The organism is Rhizobium sp. YAF28 (assembly GCF_052113285.1).
Lineage (GTDB): Bacteria > Pseudomonadota > Alphaproteobacteria > Rhizobiales > Rhizobiaceae > Rhizobium.
Genome location: NZ_JBFRCX010000013.1, coordinates 205,658 through 224,080 on the forward strand (window position 1 = coordinate 205,658; position 18,423 = coordinate 224,080).

An 18,423-nucleotide genomic window follows, 5' to 3' on the forward strand; every position below is an offset into this window, starting at 1 on the left:
TCTATCTCGCAAATCTTCTGCGCGGCCTATAGGGCCGCGCTATCGCAGGATCAGGTTTATCCGATAAATGTCAGCTGCCGTTATCGCCCTGCGCTTCCGGGAAGAAGTAGTCCTTCCAGGACCCGGCCTCATTTTTCAGGACGCCGATCTTGTAGAGTTCCGAAGCGTATATGAAAGTGTTTTTGGGCACGATCGAAAAGTCGTTTTCCGGATCGTTGATGATATCGAGGACGAGTTTGGGCGAGAGCTTCGATTTCTGCTCGCGGATAAAGGTATCGGCGGCTTCTGTCTTGTGCGTGCTGATCCAATCCGCGGCATCACGCAGCGCTGCATAGAAGGCAGCATAGGTCTTGGGATTTTTGTCATGGAAAGCGCTGGTGGCATAAAGGACATTGAAGGTCGCCGGCCCTCCAAGAATATCATAGGAACTGATGACCTTGTGAACTGCCTTGTTGCCCTGCAGCGCCTGATAATAGAAGGGTGCCGAGGAGAAGTGCGAGTTCACTTCCGTTCCGCCTGAAATCAGTGCCGCGGTTGCGTCGGGATGCGGCAAGCTGATGGTGATATCGTCGAGCTTCTGGAACTTGTCCTTGCCAAAGACCTTTGCAGCTTCGATCTGAAGCGTGCGGGACTGGAAACCAACGCCGGCCGCAGGCACCGCGATCCGGTCGTCCGGCCCAAAGTCTTTCAACGAATGGATATTTGGATTGGTCGTCAGCAGGTAGTTGGGCTGGGCGCCAAGTGCTGCGACCAGTTTGACGTCCTGATGTCCCTTGGTTCGGTCCCAGGTGGTGAGCGCCGGCGGCACGCCGGCGGCTGCGATATCGAGATTGTCGGAAAGAAGCGCTTCGTTCATTGCCGTTGCGCCGGACACCGTTGCCCATTCGACCGTTATGTCGAGACCGGCTTCCTTGCCATGTTTCTCGATGAGCTTCTGATCGCGGACGACATCGAGCGTCAGGTAGGAAATCCCAAACTGCTGCGCGATGCGGATCTTGCCCTCGGCCGCAGCTTGCCCGGGCACCAGCATGGCGATGAGACCGAGAGAAGCCGCAACTGGGAATAACGCATTAGGCCAATTGAGATGGCGGCGGCTTTTTGAAATTTGACGCTGCGGCATGCGTGCTCCTGTATCAGGCGTTGCGGTGTCGAAAAGCCATGCATGCGCACAGCTCTTCACGCACTCCCCCGGAAGAGGTGCGTGAGATCAGTCGAGGGTATTAATCTCGACCAAATCGATCAACATGCTCGCGTTTCGTTTTCAGGCACGCATTGAGATCAGAATCCTTCGAAAGCCCCTATTTTTGCAAATTAATCGGCGCGCCTCGTAACCACGCCGGTGGCAAATTGCCGATACCTGCGTTTGCGAGCGCCTTTGTGTTGGAGCGTTTCATTCGGCCGCGGCACGATTGGCCTCGCCGATCGGCAAGAAGGTGCCAATCTCGTCGATCGCCTCGCCGATGCGTTTGAGGAGTTGTTCTGATGAGACGGTGTAATCGACAAAGTCACGATCCGACGCGTAGACCGCGGTTGGCAGCGTGTGGGCCATGAAGAACCCGAACAATGGGCGAAGCTGGTGCTCCACCATCAGCGCGTGGCGATCGCCGCCGCCCGTGGCCGTGATGAGGATCGGTTTCGACCGTAGCTCATGAGGATCGATGAGATCGATCAAATGCTTGAAGAGACCCGAGTAGGAGCCCTTATAGGTCGGTGCGCCGATGATAAGGATGTCGGCATCGACAATCTCTTGAATGACATGGTCAGCCCTGTCGTCGAGCTGTTTGCGCCAGAGAGCAGTACCAAGCGATGGTCCGACATCGACCATGTCGTAAGTCACGCTATCAAAGCCGTAGCGATCGCTTGCGCGTCCGGCGACATGCTGCACGAGCGCCGTGGTTTTCGAAGGCCGGCTGAAGCTGCCCGATATCGCAACGACCCTAGGGGTTCCCATATCTTTCCTTTCGATCGGCTTGCTTTCCGCAGGCACGCCGAGCGCTGCGCCATCGGCGATGACGGGATAAAACTCGCCAATATCTCGTGTACCTGGGGGACGGCCATCGATCGCAAGCCTCGCCGCAGCCTTCTGGAAGGCCGCGTTGAGAGGTGCTGCAACCCCGTGAATTCGTCCGAGACGGACGATTTCACCGTTCAGATAATCGACTTCGCTTGAAGTGCCGCGGGTGAAACTTTGCCAGGTCGATTGCTGACCGGGCTTGATGCCACTCTCTGGCGCGACCCGCCAGGTTGAGATGTCGATCTTCCATTCCGAGGGCGCTGCGGGATCGTATCCGGCGGCTAGGAGAACGGTGCGTGCCTCTTGCGCCAGGCTGGCTGCGGCTTTTGAGCGGACTTCGGGAGGACCTGCGAAAAGCTCGACGGCATTGGTGACGTTGTGCTCGAGCTTGGCCGCCTTCCATCGCCGGATGTCGGAGCGCGCTTCGGCCAGGTAGCCCGCCTTTGCAAGATCGGCGACGATCGACGAAGCCGTGTCGTCGAGCCCTTCCGGGTAGCGGCCGAGGGCGACGATGCCGACATTCGGCTCGCCTCCGACGACGACCTCGCCGGTGACGGTATAGCGCGCCGGAATGCGGATACTCGCCGCATAGACACGATCGAAGCGCCGCAGCGCAATGTCTTCCGCAGCCAGCCCGTTTTGCAACGTCACGAGTGGCAGTTCGGATGCAAAGCCTGCACCCTCGACCTGCCGCCAGGCCCAGAATTCTGTGGTCGCTTCGACATCCTGTGCCTTGACCGCAAGGACCAGAATATCACCCGGGCGAAGCGCCGGTGGCGAAGCCGTGTCGGCGGTGTTGAGCCGGAGCATACTGTGTCCGTCCGGCCGGCGATACGAGAGACCGCGGGCGGCGATATGGGCAATCTGGGTGCCGCGACCAACGAGCAAATAGGGGATGCCATGCGTCTCGAACTCGGCCGCGAGGCTAGCGCCGACTGCACCGGCACCGATGATGATGTAGCGTGTCATGATCAGGCCGTCTTCAATGCCGTGAGATTGACCGGAGGTGCCAATGGCGCCGCCCTTTCGCTCTTCCAACGTTCGAAGGCGGCGCGCCCGAGAATGGAGATTGACGTGTCCTCCTGCGGGGCATGGACGAGCACCGACTGAATGTCCCTGAAATGGCGTTCCAGCCCCAATTCGTTTCCGAGGCCAGGATTGCCGATGCCGCGCACGGCAATCTGCACCGCGTCGCGCAGCTGCCGGCCGGCAATAAATCGGGCTCTTATGTGCTTTTCAGCGTCGGCATGATTGTCCTTCAGGGCATCGAAAATGATCTGCCGGGCACCGGAGACCAGCAGATCGATTTCACCGGAGAACGTCACGAACCGTTCGGTGCGGGCGATCGGATGGCCAAGGTTTGTAGGAACACGCTCATGCGCAAAACGGATGAACGCCTCCTGAGCAGCTTCAGCCACCCCAAGATAGAGCGCGGTCAGCGCCAGCGTGATTGCCGCATGGGCACGGTTGTCCTGCTGCGCAACGGAGGGGTCAACAAGATCGATGACATTCTCCAGCGGGATTTCCACATCGGTGTATTCGACATCGTGAGATCCGGAGGCGCGCATGCCAAGGCTGTTCCAGTTCTCGATGACGCGAATGCCCGGGTGCTTGTTCGGCACGACAAATGTTCCGACGCGGGCCTTCGCCTCATCGGTGTGTGCCCACACAAGAAAATGGGTCAGACCGTGTGCGCCTGTGACGAAGCGCTTGCGGCCGGTGATCGACCAGCCGGATGCGGTACGCCGGGCAACCGTCGCCGGCAGGCCGCCACGGGCCGGCGAGCCAAGTTCCGGTTCGACACGCGCGGCATTGAGCAGCAGCGGATGCTGCTTGGTCTGAGCAAGCAGGCGCTTGTAGAGGTCCTCGGGCCAATGGTTTTTGGTTGCCTGGCCGAGGTGGTTGAAGATCGTCATGGCGCTGATCAGGGCGACCGATGGATCACCGCGGCCGAGGGCCGCAAGGATCGTTGCGGCCTCGTGGAGCGTTGCGCCGGCGCCGCCATATCTCGCCGCGACAGTGCTTTCGAGCAGGCCGCTTTGATGAACCGCCCGGATGCCAGTCCAGGGAAAATCCCCGGTCCGGTCCGCCTCGGGAGCTGCGTCCGCAAGAGCGCGCGTCGTCGCGCTCAGCAGGCTTGGATCGAAAGCCGTATCGCGCGCGATCATCAGGCGGCGGCCTTCTTCTTTGCCTCTTCCCGCTCGCGGATGCCTTCGCGCACCAGCGGCAGAATATAGCGGCCGTAATCGACGGCATCGTTGAAATTGTCGTAGCCGCGGATGGAGATCAGGTCGGCGCCGAGATCGATATAGTCGAGGATGGAATCGGCAATGGTCCGCGGTGATCCGACGAGCGCGGTGGTGGCGCCGGAGGCATTGGTCGCCGTGACCGTCGGATACCAGAGGGCGCGATCGTGAACGTCGCCACGCGCGGCAATATCAAGGAGGCGCCGCGATCCGACATTGGCCGGGCGCGGGGCGGAGGGCGGGGCGCGATGAAGGCCCTTTTCCCGGTTGTCCTTGAGACGGTCGAGCACCCGGTGGGCCTTTTCCCAGGCCAGTTCGTCGGTTTCCGCGACGATCGGGCGGAAGGTCACCCAGATACGCGGGCGGTCCGTCCTGCCTGCCTTAGCCGCCTCGGCGTAGATGCGTTCGATCTGTTGCTTGGTTTCCGCTAGCGGTTCGCCCCATAGCCCGAAGATGTCGCCGAGCGAGCCGCCGATCCGGTAGGCGGCATCCGACGATCCGCCGACAGAGATGGGGATGGTGCCATTCGTGGGCCGCACTGCGCTGCGGAACTGCTTGAACTGGTAATATGTGCCATCGAAATCGAAGGGCTCAGTCGAGGTCCATGCGAGGCGCAGAATACGGATATATTCCTCCTGCCGCTCGTAGCGCTGCTCCTTGTTGAGGAAGTCTCCCTCGCGCGCCTGCTCGTCATCGCTGCCGCCCGCAATGAAGTGGACGACGACGCGGCCGCCGCTCAATTGATCGAGAGTGGCAAGCGATTTGGCCGCGACCGTCGGGTACACCGTGTTGGGCCTGAGCGCGACGATGATCTTGATGTTCTTCGTGTGCGCCAGAACTGTGGCGCCAAGGGTAAAGGGATCGAAGGAGGACGATGAGTAGGGGATTAGCGTGTAGTTGAAGCCGTAGTCGTCGAGGGCGCGCGCGTAGCGCTCGAGATAGCGTGGATCGACCGGAGCGTCCGGGATGGGATGGAGGTCGTTCGAGGCGTTGGGAAAGCTGACGCTGATGAATTCCGCGGACATGGGAGCTCCTCTGATTGTCGATGGTGGTCGAAGGTTAGGTGGCAGACATAGGACGAGGAAGACAGGTCTTTCTATTTCCACTGAAACTATAGAAAAATATCTCTAATTCGCGGCTGCCGGTGTTTGAGATCCAGTGTAGGTTCTACCAGTCCGGCGACCAGCCAAGGCTCGGGGCAAGGGTCCCGGCAAGGTCGGTGAGCAGCTGGATATTTTCGGCAAGGCCGAAGGCCGGCGGCAGGAAGAGAACGATTTCGTCGGCCGTAGCGAGCCCGGGATCAGCAAGCACTGCCTCGATCACCTGATCCGGTGTGCCGTGGAAAACCGGCGAAATCTGGCTTCCCGGCGGTTGGTTGGTCCGCGAGCTCGGCTCAAGAGCGCCTTTCGGTCGCGATGCGGCGATACCCTGAGTGCGGCGCTCGAGATCATAGGCTGCGTATTTCTCCCGCAGCTCCGGCGTCGAGCCAACCAGGACCGAAGCCGCCACGGCGACGGGCGGCGGCTCGCTTGTCCACTGCTTCCGCCAGTTGGAGCGGAATGCCTCGATGCAACGGGCCTGGTAGCTTCCGAAGCTCTCGCCCTCGGCGTGGTCGTGCTGTACGGTTCCGGCGATCAGGCCGATGCCGAGTTCGGCGGCCTGGATCGCGGACCCGAGGCTAGCGGAACCTTGACGGATGCGTGAGCGAAGCGTCGGACTGTGCGGTGTTACCCTCAGCTGGCTGCCTTCCGCGGCCCCTTGGCCAGATTCCGCGACGGTGTGCAGAACCTCGCCTGAGATCGCGGACAGAAAGCGCGCCTGACGGCGCTTGGCTTCCGTCCTGGCATCGCTCTCGACCGTGCCGAAGACGGCATCGAAGGCTGCGTTGGCGCCGGTCGAGATCGCCAGTTCCAATCTGCCACCAATCAGGAGGTCGGTGGTGCCTGCGGCTTCCGCCAGCAGGATAGGGTCCTGATAACGCATTGGAATGACTGCCGAACCCAGGACGATATGGCTGGTATGCTGGCCTGTCGCGGCGAAGAAGGGCAGAGGCGAGGATAGATAGTGATCGAAATGCCGCTGATAGGCCCAGCCTGACTGATAGCCCAGGCGTTCGGCGGCCTTGAAGAGCTCGATTCCCTCCCGCAAACCATGGGTTGGGCCGGATTCATCGTTGAACGCGACACGCGTGTTGAACCCGAGGCGCTTCTTCGGACGGAATGACGCTGACGGTGTCGGGGCGGGGGCAATCACGCTCATGCGATCTTTTCCTCATTGAAGATCTGTCGCTGCTGCAGGGGCTGGCTTCGCGCAAAACGCGCGGCCCCTGACGGGATCGATTCCAGCAAAGAGCGGGTATAGGGCTGCCGGGGCGTGTCGAAGATCTCTCCGACAGTACCGTGCTCGACGATGCGGCCGCGCTGCATGACCGAGACCGTGTGAGCAAGCTGGCGCACCAGCGCCAGGTCATGCGACACGAAGATATAGGTGAGGCCGAGCTTCACCTGCAGCGAAAGCAGCACTTCAACGATATCGGCCTGAACGCTGACGTCGAGCGCCGAGGTAGGCTCGTCAAGCACGATCACATCGGGTTTCAGGACGAGCGACCGGGCGATAGCAACGCGCTGGCGCTGGCCGCCGGACAAGGCGGCGGGCTTTCGGAACAAGAGATGCTCGCCAAGCCCCACATCTGCGAATGCCTTGCGCACCGCGAGTGCCCGTTCCTGGTGTGTCCCTATCTTGAAGCGGTCTAGAGGCTCGCGCACGATTTTCTCGGCGCTCCAGGTCGGGTCGAGGGACGTGAACGGGTTCTGATAGACAAGCTGCAGGTGCCGCCAGATAGAGCGAAGCTGCTCGGGGGACCGGCCAATTACCTGTTCGCCGCCAACGGCGATCTTTCCAGTGTCGGGCTGTTCAAGCCCGAGCAGAAGCCGGATTGCCGTTGTCTTTCCGGATCCGGATTCCCCGACTAGCGCATGCGTCGTTCCCGCCTGAACCTCGAACGAGACGTCGTTGACGGCGGTCAGAACCTTGCCGTCGACGGTGAAGTTCTTCGTTACGCCGCTGACCTCGATCTTCGGTGTCTTTTCGCGCCTCGCGACAAGGTGCCGGAAACCGGGCTCTCGCAACGGCCGGTACCGGTCAGGATTGAGTGCCGGCACATCCCCATGGAGCTTTCTGGCGTAGGACGAGGAAGGGGCGGAGAATACCGCAGCCGTGTTTCCGGCTTCCTGGATGACGCCGTCCTTGAGGACGACAATGGAATCCGCGCGCTCGGCTGCGATCGCCAGGTCATGGGTGATCAGGAGAAGGCTGATTTGCAGCTCCTCCTGCAACTTCGACAACAGGTCGAGAATACGCTTCTGGATCGTCACATCGAGTGCGGAGGTCGGCTCGTCTGCGACCAGCAGCGACGGTCGCGGCAGAACGGCGAGCCCGATCAGAACGCGCTGGAGCATGCCGCCGGAAAGCTGGTGGGGGTAGGAATCATAGACACGCTGCGGATTGTCGAGCCCGACCTGCGCAAATGTCTCCAGAATGAGCGCCTTGCGAAGCGGCCTGTCCGGTTCGTCCAGGAGTGCGGCAGCTTCCATTGCCTGCGCGCCGACGGTGCGAACCGGGTTCAGGGAGTTGCCCGGATCCTGCGGCACGAAGCCGATCCTGCGTCCCCTGAATGGGCGGAAGCGGCGCTCGGGAAGCCCCAGAAGCTCCTGGCCCTCGAATTCGACGCGGCCGGAGGCGTGTCCCTTTGCGGGAAGCAGCCGCAGGACGGCGCGGGCGATGGTGGATTTGCCCGATCCGGATTCGCCGATCAGCGCGAGACTTTTGCCGCGTCCAAGCTCGAAGCCGACATTGGTCACGACCCTGTGGGTGCCGTAGGCTACCGACAATCCTTCGGCCCGCACTAACGGGGACGATGGGCGATTCAAAAACGTGGTCAGTCTGTCTTGCGGAGCCATCGGCTGATCCTGTTTACAGAGAGAACGGTTGCGATCGTGACGAGGGCTGGGGCGTAAACCAGCCAGGGCCATTTGAGGTAATCCTTGCCGATCGAGATCAGCAGGCCCCAATCGGAAGCAGGCGGCGGGTCGCCGTAGCCAAGGAAGGCAAGGCTGGCGATCACCAGGATGGAATCGCCGAACTGCAGGACGGCAAGCGGAAGCACCGATCGCGATGCGTTCGGCAGCACGTGGCGCCACAGAATGTGCCAGCGCGAGCCGCCGAGAAGGAAGGACGATTCCACGAATGTCGCAGCCCGTGTCTTGATGACTTCGGCGCGCATCACCCGGGCAAAAAGGGCGACGGCGGAGACGCCTGTTGCGATTGCCGCATTCGTCGTGTCGAAACCGATTGCGGTGACGACGATCACTGCCAGCAGGAATTTGGGGATTGCCAGCAAGACATCGACGAGGCGGGCAAAGACCGTGTCCACCCAGCTGCCGAAGAAGCCGGCCAGCAGTCCGATAATGCCGCCGGCGACAACGCCGATCACGACCGCGATCAGCGCGCTGGCTACCGATGAGGCCGTGCCATAGATGACACGGGCGTAAAGATCGCGGCCGAGATGATCGGTGCCGAACCAGTGCGCCGCACTTGGGCCGAGCAGCTTCTGGGCGGGGGTGCCGTTCACCGGATCGTAGCTTGTGAAGAGGCTAGGCGCCAAGGACCAGGCGATCGCCAGAGCGACGACCAGGAACGAGAGGATGACGACCGGCGGCACACGCAGGCCCGTCAGACGACCGACCAGCGTCGTGGGCGTGAAAGAAAGAGAGGCGAGCGTCATGGGGTCACCGCCTTGGAGATCGGGACAGAGCTGTCATCAGTGGTCGTCGGCCGACGCTGCTGCGTGCCGAGGAGCTTCACGCGGGGATCGAGCAGCGGGTAGGTCAGGTCGGCGATCAGGTTTACGACAACAAAGACCACCGCCGCGAGCGAAACGACCGCCTGTAGGACCGGCAGGTCCTGGGTGCTGACCGACCGCTGCACCAGGCTGCCGAGCCCATTTCGGCCGAACACGGTCTCGGTAATCAGCGATCCGCCGAGCAACTCGCCGATCGTCAGAGCGACGACAGTGATGACGGGCAGCGATGACGGCTTCAGCAGGTGCATGACGAAGAGCCGCATCTGGCCGAGCCCGCGTCCGCGTGCGACGGCGGCATAGTCCTGGCCGGACTCATGGTCGAGATTGACAATCAGGACTTCGGCAATCTGCGCGGAGATCGGAATGCCGAGGGCGATCGCTGCGAAAAGCGTTGCCCAGAAGCTGTCGGGCTCGATGACGCGAAAGACGCCGAGCTGGAAACCGAAGAGGTGGATCAGCACCAACCCGATGACGAAGTTCGGAACCGACAGGAACAGCGAGGGAAAGCCGCGCAGCAGGCCCTGTCCGTAGCGTCTGGGCAAAAATTGTGTGCCGTAAGCGATGATCGCTGCCAGGAAAAGCGCGACCGCAAGGCCGGCCGAGGCAAGCACGAGCGTTGATGGCAGAACCTCGCCGATCAGCGTCGCCACCGGCCGGTTAGTCCGCATCGACAGGCCGAGGTCGCCGGTCACGAAGCCGGAAAAGGCGTTCCAGAGCTGCTCGGGGATCGGCTTGTCCAGTCCCTGCGCAGCGATGATCTCTTTGATTTCATCCGGCGTGAAGCCGTTTTGAGGGTTGTTGAGAACGTTTGTGATCGGATCGCCGGGCAGGATGCTGACGACGACAAAGGTGAAGACATAAGACAGCAGGATCACGACGATCGCCTGCAGCAGCCGCTTTCCGGCGTAGTTGAAATAAGCTTTGCTCATGCCCATCACCTCTGTGTCTGTCGATTGGCCGGGCTATTCGCTCTTCGTTGCCGTGTAGTAGCTGGCATAGGCGACGCCGTTGTAGACTTCGCCCTTGAGCTTCGGCGACTGCACGTAGATGCGCTGGACGATCTGCGTTCGCGGAATGAAATAGCCCTGGTCGAGGGCGTATTTCTGCAACTCGTCGAGAAGAGGCTTGCGAGCTTCGATGGAGCCGGCGCCGGCGATCTTGTCGCGCAAATCGTTGAGGGTCTTGTCACTCTCGTCGAGCGCAAACCAGTTCTCGCCATTGTTGGCGTTGGTGAGGATGCCGGCGACGGTGCCGGCGTCGATGAAGGAGCGCGTCACCTCATAGGCCGGCACTCCGGCGCCGCCATACTTGACCTTCTGGCCGAAGGTGACGACGTCATAAGCGCGAATATCGACCTTCCAGCCGATCTTGCCGAGTTGCTGCGAAATCAGTTCGTCGATCGACTTCGATGTCGCGAGGTAGGGGTTCGAGTTCAGCGTCAGCAATAGTGGCTTGCCATCCTTGACGCGTATACCGTCCGGACCCTTCTTCCATCCGGCCTCGTCGAGAAGCTTCTCCGCCTTGTCAGGATTGTAGGCGAGGAGTGCGCTCTGGTCGGTCGCGCCGGGAACATTGCTCTGGATGAACGACGTCGCAAGCTTCCAGTCGGGCGTATAGACGGTGTCGATGATTTCCTGGCGATTGATGCCTGCCTGAAGTGCCTGGCGAACCTTCACGTCGTCATAGGGGGCAAGCTTGGTGTTAACAGCCCAGCCGTTGACGAAGCCGAGATAGCGGGGCGTCGCCACAGTGAGGCCTTCCGACTTCAGAGATTCAAGCTCCTGGGGCGATGCGTTATAGGCGACGTCCGCCTGGCCGGACTGGACTGCCGCAACGCGCAGCGATGGTTCCGAAACGAGCTTGTAGGTGATCGTATCGAGATGGGCAGGGCCAGTCTGGCCGACCGCTGCCGGCCCCCAGTTGTAGTCCTTGCGCTTGGCGAGCTTGACGTAGTCGCCTTCCTTCCAGGACTCGACGACATAAGGGCCGCTGCCGGATGTCCTGCTCAGGTCCGCCTGGGCGCTTGCCGGCGAGGCGATGGTCTTCGGGGAGATCAGGATCGAGCCGTGGTAGCCGAGTGTCGGGATGAAGCCGAGGGTCGGCTTCTTGAAGAAAACTTTCACGGTTGTTGCATCGACCGCTTCGGCGTGATCGTAGGTTTTGGGGAAGAGGCCGATCGGATTGATACCCTCGCTTTTGCGACCGGCGTACCAGATGTCGAGATTGGCAACGACGGCCGCCGCATCGAGCGGGCTGCCATCGGAAAAGGTTACGCCGGTCTTCAGATGCAAAGTGAACTCTGTCGCATTGTCGTTCTGCTCCCAGCGGTCGGCGATCCACGGGCTGACCTTGCCATCGGCATCGACATAGAGAAGCTTGTCGGTAACATGGCCCCAGATATGGCCCTGAAAGCTGGAGATTGCGCTGTTGTTGGGGATCCAGGTGTCTCCGAGGGAGTCGATCAGGAAAACGACGTCTCCGCCATCATGCGCTCCGTCCTCAGCCACGGCCGGGGTTACACCAGCAGTCGCGACCAGAGCGGCAAATGCCAGTGCAGAGGCGGCGGTCAGCAGACGACGCCGGGAAAAAAGGGAGCGGAAAGAGCGGTCGTTCATGAAGCGGTCCTGTTTGGTTGTCGGGCTATCACGAACAGGAGCCTATGGGAGCGGATCGGTTTCGAGAAAGACTGGTTGTTCTTTTTCTATCAAATTTGTAGATTATTTTATCGGCGCGATCTGAAGCACGAGGATCAGGATTTCCGGTCACCGCTCGGCCGCTAAAGGTGTTGCCAGTGCCGGTCCATTACTCGATGAACGCCATTCCGTCGAGAATGCGCACGGGTGGCAATTCTCCGGCATAGCGCTCGACATCGACCTTCGTCAGCTGTCCGGTCGACGCCTGTGCAAGTTGCGAGGTGCCCGTATCGCGGGTCAGGATATTCGGGTTGCCGTGAATGCACATGGCGATCTCGGCACCGGTATCATCAGGCTCGAACCAAGCCCCGGTGGCAAGCTGCATCACACCAGGTTTCACATCGGCACTGATCACCGCAGCCGCCAGGCAGTTGCCGCGGGCGTTGAACAGCCTGACGATATGGCGATCCGAAATGCCACGCTCGGCTGCATCGGCCGGATTGATTCGCACCGGTTCGCGGCCATTGATCTTGGTAGAGCGGCTGAAGTCACCATAATCAAGCTGGCTGTGAAGGCGCGAGTGCGGCTGGTTGCAGATGAGATAGAGGGGATAGCGGCTCTCCGCCGCCTCCCTCGTCGGTTCCGGTTCAAACCAGCGCGGATGGCCCCGGCAATCGTCATAACCAAAGCTCTCGATCGTTTCAGAGAAGATTTCGATCTTGCCCGATGGCGTCGGCAGCGGATTGGCGCCCGGATCGGCCCGGAATGCGCGCGCTGGGCCACCATCGTCCGGCTTTATCGGCAGTTGCAGTTCGCCTTTCTCCCAGAACGTTACGAAATCCGGCGCCGGGTGACCAGCGGCGGTGAGTGCCGCACGTGTTGTCTCGAATAGGAAAGTGAGCCACTCGCGGCTCGACCGGTTCTCGGTGAATTCGCCACGCTTGCCGAGGCGCTCTGCAATATCCGCGAATATCTCGTAGTCGTCGCGTGCCTCGCCGACCGGTTCGATCAGCCTCTTCATCGCGATCATCATCGAATCGCGATCGGCCGCACCGATATCGTCGCGCTCAAGCGTGGTGGTCGCGGGCAGGACGATATCGGCGTGGCGTGCCGAGGACGTCCAGGCCGTTTCGTGCACGATGATCGTCTCCGGCTTCTTGAACGCCTGGCGAAGCCTGTTGAGATCCTGATGATGATGGAACGGGTTGCCGCCTGCCCAATAGACAAGGCGAATGTCAGGATAGCGCAAAGCCTGGCCATTGTAGTGGAAGGGTTCGCCCGGGTTCAGCAGCATGTCGGCGATCCGTGCGACGGGAATGAAATCCGGCACGGGATTGTGGAATTGCTTGAGCGTCGGCAGAGGAACGGCGAGCTGGCTTTTGCCGATATTGCCGAGCGCGCCGAGCGAATAGGAAAAGCCGCCGCCATCGAGCCCGATCTGGCCCAGCATGGCCGACAGCACGATCCCCATCCAGACGGGCTGTTCGCCATGGTCGGCGCGCTGCAGGGAGTGGCTTACGGTGATCAGTGTTCGGGCGTCCGCCATGTGCCGCGCCAGATCCACGATCGTATCGGCAGCGATACCGCAGATGCTGGCTCCCCATTGCGGGCTCTTCCCGATGCCATCCTCGTGCCCCAGCAGATAAGCCTCGAAGCGCGGATAGCCTGTCGTATAGCGGTCGAGAAATTCCCGATCGTGTCGTCCCTCGCTGACCAGGACGAAGGCGATCGCCAGCATGAGCGCAACATCTGTTCCGGGGATGACCGGCAGCCATTCCGCATCCAGGTCGGCAGCAATGTCATCCTTGAGCGGGCTTATGAGCACGAATCGCGCGCCGCGCGCACGGGCGCTGCGCAGCGCGGGGCGCACGACGTGCCGGCTGATGCCGCCGCCATGGACGTCGGTGTTCTTGACCGCCATGCCGCCGAAAGCAACGATCAGCTCGCTGCTGCGCTCGATCGCTTCCCAGGTAACGCTCTTTCGGTCGAAAGTGTCGTAAGGACCGAGCACATGCGGAATGATGACCATCGCCGCGCCCGAACTGTAGGTATTGACCGATCTGACATATCCGCCGAGCACGTTGAGGAAGCGGTGGATCTGACCTTGGGCATGATGAAACCGGCCTGCGCTGGACCAGCCATACGAGCCGCCGAAAATGGCGCGCGGTCCAGCTTCGGCGTGAACCCGCCTAAGCTCGCTGGAGACAAGATCGAGCGCTTCCGACCAGCTGACCTCGACGTAGCCGTCGCTCCCACGTTTCCCGGCATTGTCGGGACCGCTTTCAAGCCATCCCCGTCTGATGGCCGGGCGCCGGATGCGAGCTGAGCTATGGGCGATTGCGGGTAGATTGCCGAGCAAGGGAGATGGGTGAGGGTCGGCGGGATGCGGACGGATTTCGATCGCTTCGCCCTGATGCCGTCCAAAGAATGCGCCCCAATGAGAGCTGTGGGGTTTGAAGCCGTCCATCACACAGTCTCCCGTGAACAAGGCTGATAAGTTCGGCAACACTCACACCGGCAGGATCTTGCCTGGGTTCATGATGCCCTGGGGATCGATGGCGTGCTTGAGCAGGGCCATCAGCTCGACGGCGTCTCCGTGTTCCTGACGCAGATAGCCGATCTTGCCGGTGCCGACGCCATGTTCGCCGCTCGACGTGCCGCCGATGGAAATTGCGTGTTCGACCATCGCCTTGTTGATGGCCGCGACCTCGGCGAGCTCCGCCTTGTTCGCGGGATCGACGGCGAAGACCACATGATAATTGCCGTCGCCGACATGACCGAGAATGGCAGCCGGAACACTGCAGTCCTGCAACAATGCGCGGGTCCTGAGAATGCAGCCGCTGAGTTCCGATACCGGCACGCACACATCGGATGACCAGCCCTTCGCATTCGGTCTCTGCGACACGACTGCGTAGAAGGCGTTATGCCGGGCCTTCCATAGGCGATTTCGTTCCTCAGGCGCATTGGCCCATTCGAAATCCTTGCCGCCATGATCCTTGACGATATCAGCAACCAGTTCGACCTGCTCCTGAACCGACGCAGGAGACCCGTGGAATTCGAAGGCGAGTGTGTCTTCGATCTTAAGCGAAAGGCCGGAATAGGCGTTGGCGGCAGCAATCAGGCCGCGGTCCATCAGCTCCATGCGCGCGACCGGGATGGCAAGCTGCACGACCGCGATCGCGGCGCTGACCGCCAGCTCCACGCTCTCGAACGAGCAGAGGGCTGCCGAAGTGGTTTCCGGAACGCCGTGGAGCCGCAAGGTCACTTCGGCGATGATGCCGAGCGTGCCTTCCGAGCCGACGAAGAGGCGTGTGAGGCCATAGCCGGCGGACGATTTTCGCGCCCGACCGCCCGTGCGGATGACCTGACCCGTCGGCAGTACGACGGTCAGCGACAGCACATTCTCGCGCATGGTGCCGTAGCGCACGGCGTTGGTGCCCGATGCCCGTGTCGCCGCCATGCCCCCAATTGACGCGTTGGCGCCAGGGTCGATCGGGAAAAACAGGCCTTGGTCGCGCAGATGCGCGTTGAGCTGCTCGCGCGTGACACCGGCCTGGACGGTGCAGTCTAGATCCTCGGCGCTGACGCGAATGATCTGTGACATTCGCGAAAGATCGATTGAAACGCCACCGCGCACCGCGCTCAGGTGCCCCTCGAGCGAGGTCCCGGCGCCGAAGGCGATGACCGGCACGCCTGCCGCGGCGCAGAGCCGGACGGTTTCAGCTACGTCGGCGGTGCTTTGCGCGAATACCACGGCATCCGGGATTGCCGGCGTGTGATGGGATTCGCCGCGGCCATGCTGCTCGCGCAGTGCTTGCGAGATCGAGAAGCGATCACCGAACCTTGCCTGCAATTGGCTCGATAGCTCAACGGATAGGATGCCCATCTTTCACGTCCTCTGTCGTGTTGACCGTGCCAGCCGACATCGTGCCATGCCGTCACGATAAGGCGCGGATGCAGACTGATCGGCACCAAGTCTCACCAGGCTAGCTGTCAGACGGCGATCTTCTCGCCGTTCAGGTGGCGCTCAAGGAAAGGCAGGCTATCCTGCCCCCAGTAAAGTTCGTCTTCGTAGCGAAACGTCGGAAGGCCAAAGACGCCGGCGGCCCTTGCGCTTTCGATATTGGATCTCCAGATCGATTGGGTGGCCCCGGCCTGGGCGCGTTCTTCCAGCGTCGCCCCGTCGATCCCTACGGAACTGGCGATCGCCTGACGCACCTCGCTCCGGCCGATATCCGCCGAGTCGCTCCAGAATGCCGTCTGCAGCGCGCGTGTCAGCTCGAGCCAGTCCAGGCCGTCCTCGATGGCCGCGATGACCATGAAGCCGGCGGGCGTTGGATCGGACAGGGCAGCGCGATTTTCAAAGTTCAGCGTCCTGCCGCGCAGGAATGCCCAGCGCTTCAGGTCCTTGGTCCAGTAGGCGCGTCGGGCTTCCGGCCGATTACGCGAATAGATGCCGCCATTGTCCTCGATCAGAGAGATGACGTGCGGCCGGATCACCGCGCGATGCCTGGAGGCGAGTTCCGAGAACGGGTCAAGGCCGATGAAGGCCCACGGGGAGCCGATGCCGAAGAAGTAATCAATAACCTTTGCCATGTTCCGCCTGTTTAGGATTTCGTTGAAGGACGCGCTGCGTCGAACACGAAAAGCGCGCAGTCCCTGGCGGTGAGCACAGCTTGCGGGTCTCGCCCAACCGCAACTGTTGCAAGGGCGCCTTCATAGAGAAGAGAAAGATGAGCAGCCGGCTGGGCGGTACCGACACCTGCCCGTTCCATCAGCGCACGAAACATCTGACTGACGGCCGCCTTGTGGGCGCGCGCGACAATAACAACGCGTTCTGAATCGCCATGCTCGGCTACAGCGAGGGCAAACGCACATCCGCGAAACTCGGGGCTATCCGCCTTCTCATGCAGCCGCTTAAAGATAAGATCGAGCTGGTCCCGCGGGTTCTGGACTTCGTTCAGAACCTCTTCCAGCGAACGGATGACACGCTCGTGACGGTCCTGAAGATATGCCGCTACAAGATGATCTTTGGATGGAAAATGCCGATAAAGAGTCGCCTTGGCGACCCTTGTTTCCTCGATGATGCGGTCGATGCCGACAGCGCGGATGCCCTCGCGATAGAAGAGCGCGCCGGCGGACGCGAGGATATGATCTGAAATGGAAGCTTTCATCGAACTGCTTAGCTAGAGCTTATTTGACGCATGCCGTGAGCACGACATTGTAGTCGGATGCGTTTTAGAGACGCAATCCATTTCAAGAAAGACAGGTCATTCCTCTTCTGCCGAAGATGCAGGAATGTTTTTGCGTCGTGGCTTTGCCATAGTGGCGCCGGTTCAGTGTGCCGACGGAAGCGCCTGTCCAGCTTGCAGTGGCCGATGCCTTCCTAGCCTGGCTCAAACTCGAACGGCGCGATGCCCTCTGGGAAATCAAGGCCGCTGCGCGACGAGCCATTGCCCTTGTTTGCAGCGGCGGCCGACCGCGAGAAGGTCGCAATTGCCGAGCAGCAGGAGCCGGAGGTTGCGCTTCGCAAATGACGGACGGGCACAACGTCATTGAGGATTACAGCCATATCGGATTGACGCTCAGACAGCGTCCCGTCGCCTTCCTGCGCAAGGACTTGTCGGAGCGCAGCTCATCACATGTGCCGGGCGATGAATGCGCGGGATGGGCGGTGGGTTTATACGTCAGGTCTTGTGCTGGTGCGGCAGAAGCCAGGATCGGCCAAAGGCGTCATGTTCATCACCATCGAGGACGAGACGGATCCGGCCAACATCGTCGTCTGGCCCAGCTTGTTCGAAAAGCGGCGGCGCGTGGTGCTAGCGTCCTCGATGATGGGGATCAATGGCCGAATCCAGCGGGAAGGGGAGGCCGTGCATCTCGTGGCACAGCAACTGTTCGACCTTTCAGCGGACCTCGTCGGTTTGACTGATCGGGATAGCGAGTTCAAGCTGCCAACCGGGCGGGGCCACGAGTTTGCCCACGGCGACGGCGGGTCGGATTCGAGAGACGAAGCCGGTTGTCCCGCGGGACATGTTCACGCCCGATCTTCATATCCATACGCTGAAGGTGAAAAGTCGGAATTTTCAGTGACTTTTGGTTGGTGACTGGCGGTCGGAGGTTCGATTTGGTTCAAGGCGACCGTGTAGCATAGAGGTTCTGCCCCGCCATTTGCGGCAGCGATCAAAAACATTCGTTCCTAGCGGGAGCATGTCAATGCGCTCTACCCAACCGGCTTGCCACGTGCCGCAAGCTTGAGCGCTATCAGAAAAACAAGCGCCACAGACAGCATGAATATCACCCCCGACAAGGGTTCAGGTGAAGGGTGGAGTCTACCCGCTAGGGCCATCGAGTTGGGCGAGACGCCGGAGCAGGCGATAGAGCGTGAAGTACTTGAAGAAACCGGCCTTACGGTTATCCGCTCGGAAGTTCTGGCGGTATTTGGCGGTAGAGAGTTTCGATACACCTATCCGAACGGAGATCAGGTCAAATATCTGGTTGTTTTATTCAGATGCCTGATGCGCGGAGAAGCAGGCGGATATACGGATACCGAGACGATCCGCTTGAAATATACATCTTTCGATGAAATGCCGAAACTTGCTCTCCTTACCCAATGCAGCTTCTGTTCCCGAACATCGGTCAACCCAGTTTGCCTCAGTAGTCCGCTTC

At 61.0% G+C, this 18,423-nt stretch carries 14 protein-coding genes and 2 pseudogenes; 2 read left to right on the forward strand and 14 right to left on the reverse strand.

Features of this window, described 5'->3' with window-relative positions; genetic code table 11:
* Positions 1-70: 70 nt before the first annotated feature.
* From AB4Z13_RS27020 to AB4Z13_RS27085, 14 genes and pseudogenes are all read right to left on the reverse strand, one after another.
* Positions 71-1,120: an ABC transporter substrate-binding protein gene (locus tag AB4Z13_RS27020; RefSeq protein WP_442207295.1), complete on the reverse strand. Its 1,050-nt coding sequence runs from the start codon at positions 1,118-1,120 to the stop codon at positions 71-73.
* 270 nt (positions 1,121-1,390) lie between these two features.
* On the reverse strand, positions 1,391-1,951 hold the full coding sequence (msuE, locus tag AB4Z13_RS27025) for an FMN reductase (protein WP_442207319.1): 561 nt from the start codon (positions 1,949-1,951) through the stop codon (positions 1,391-1,393).
* Positions 1,952-2,095: 144 nt separating this feature from the next.
* Positions 2,096-2,983: pseudogene (locus tag AB4Z13_RS27030) on the reverse strand (ketopantoate reductase family protein); the annotation flags it as partial.
* 2 nt (positions 2,984-2,985) lie between these two features.
* Positions 2,986-4,182, reverse strand: a complete 1,197-nt coding sequence (locus tag AB4Z13_RS27035; RefSeq protein ID WP_442207296.1) for an acyl-CoA dehydrogenase family protein — start codon at positions 4,180-4,182, stop codon at positions 2,986-2,988.
* Positions 4,182-5,285 carry an LLM class flavin-dependent oxidoreductase gene (locus tag AB4Z13_RS27040; protein ID WP_442207297.1) on the reverse strand — a complete coding sequence of 368 codons (1,104 nt, stop codon included), beginning with the start codon at positions 5,283-5,285 and terminating at the stop codon, positions 4,182-4,184. The genes AB4Z13_RS27035 and AB4Z13_RS27040 overlap by 1 nt, the downstream gene beginning before the upstream one ends.
* A gap of 142 nt (positions 5,286-5,427) precedes the next feature.
* Complete coding sequence (locus AB4Z13_RS27045) at positions 5,428-6,519, reverse strand: LLM class flavin-dependent oxidoreductase (RefSeq protein WP_442207298.1); 1,092 nt, start codon at positions 6,517-6,519, stop codon at positions 5,428-5,430.
* A complete protein-coding gene (locus tag AB4Z13_RS27050) occupies positions 6,516-8,219 on the reverse strand; it encodes an ABC transporter ATP-binding protein (RefSeq protein WP_442207299.1) in 1,704 nt (567 codons plus the stop codon). Before AB4Z13_RS27050 ends, AB4Z13_RS27045 begins: the two co-directional genes overlap by 4 nt.
* Complete coding sequence (locus tag AB4Z13_RS27055) at positions 8,198-9,043, reverse strand: ABC transporter permease (RefSeq protein ID WP_442207300.1); 846 nt, start codon at positions 9,041-9,043, stop codon at positions 8,198-8,200. Before AB4Z13_RS27055 ends, AB4Z13_RS27050 begins: the two co-directional genes overlap by 22 nt.
* On the reverse strand, positions 9,040-10,050 hold the full coding sequence (locus AB4Z13_RS27060; protein WP_442207301.1) for an ABC transporter permease: 1,011 nt from the start codon (positions 10,048-10,050) through the stop codon (positions 9,040-9,042). The genes AB4Z13_RS27055 and AB4Z13_RS27060 overlap by 4 nt, the downstream gene beginning before the upstream one ends.
* A gap of 33 nt (positions 10,051-10,083) precedes the next feature.
* Positions 10,084-11,736: an ABC transporter substrate-binding protein gene (locus tag AB4Z13_RS27065; RefSeq protein WP_442207302.1), complete on the reverse strand. Its 1,653-nt coding sequence runs from the start codon at positions 11,734-11,736 to the stop codon at positions 10,084-10,086.
* A 187-nt stretch (positions 11,737-11,923) separates the two neighbouring features.
* Complete coding sequence (locus AB4Z13_RS27070; protein WP_442207303.1) at positions 11,924-14,221, reverse strand: molybdopterin guanine dinucleotide-containing S/N-oxide reductase; 2,298 nt, start codon at positions 14,219-14,221, stop codon at positions 11,924-11,926.
* Positions 14,222-14,263: 42 nt separating this feature from the next.
* The gene (locus AB4Z13_RS27075; protein ID WP_442207304.1) at positions 14,264-15,640 is read right to left on the reverse strand and encodes an FAD-binding oxidoreductase; all 1,377 of its coding nucleotides are present in this window, start codon (positions 15,638-15,640) and stop codon (positions 14,264-14,266) included.
* A 107-nt stretch (positions 15,641-15,747) separates the two neighbouring features.
* Positions 15,748-16,350 carry a 2-hydroxychromene-2-carboxylate isomerase gene (locus AB4Z13_RS27080; RefSeq protein WP_442207305.1) on the reverse strand — a complete coding sequence of 201 codons (603 nt, stop codon included), beginning with the start codon at positions 16,348-16,350 and terminating at the stop codon, positions 15,748-15,750.
* A gap of 11 nt (positions 16,351-16,361) precedes the next feature.
* Positions 16,362-16,928, reverse strand: a complete 567-nt coding sequence (locus AB4Z13_RS27085) for a TetR/AcrR family transcriptional regulator (protein ID WP_442207307.1) — start codon at positions 16,926-16,928, stop codon at positions 16,362-16,364.
* A gap of 152 nt (positions 16,929-17,080) precedes the next feature.
* On the opposite strand from AB4Z13_RS27085, the pseudogene AB4Z13_RS27090 reads away from it, so the two are divergent.
* Together AB4Z13_RS27090 and AB4Z13_RS27095 are read left to right on the forward strand one after the other, a co-directional pair.
* A pseudogene (locus tag AB4Z13_RS27090) lies at positions 17,081-17,847 on the forward strand (OB-fold nucleic acid binding domain-containing protein); the annotation flags it as partial.
* 197 nt (positions 17,848-18,044) lie between these two features.
* On the forward strand, positions 18,045-18,423 hold a 379-nt coding region (locus AB4Z13_RS27095; protein WP_442207308.1), incomplete at its 3' end, for an NUDIX domain-containing protein.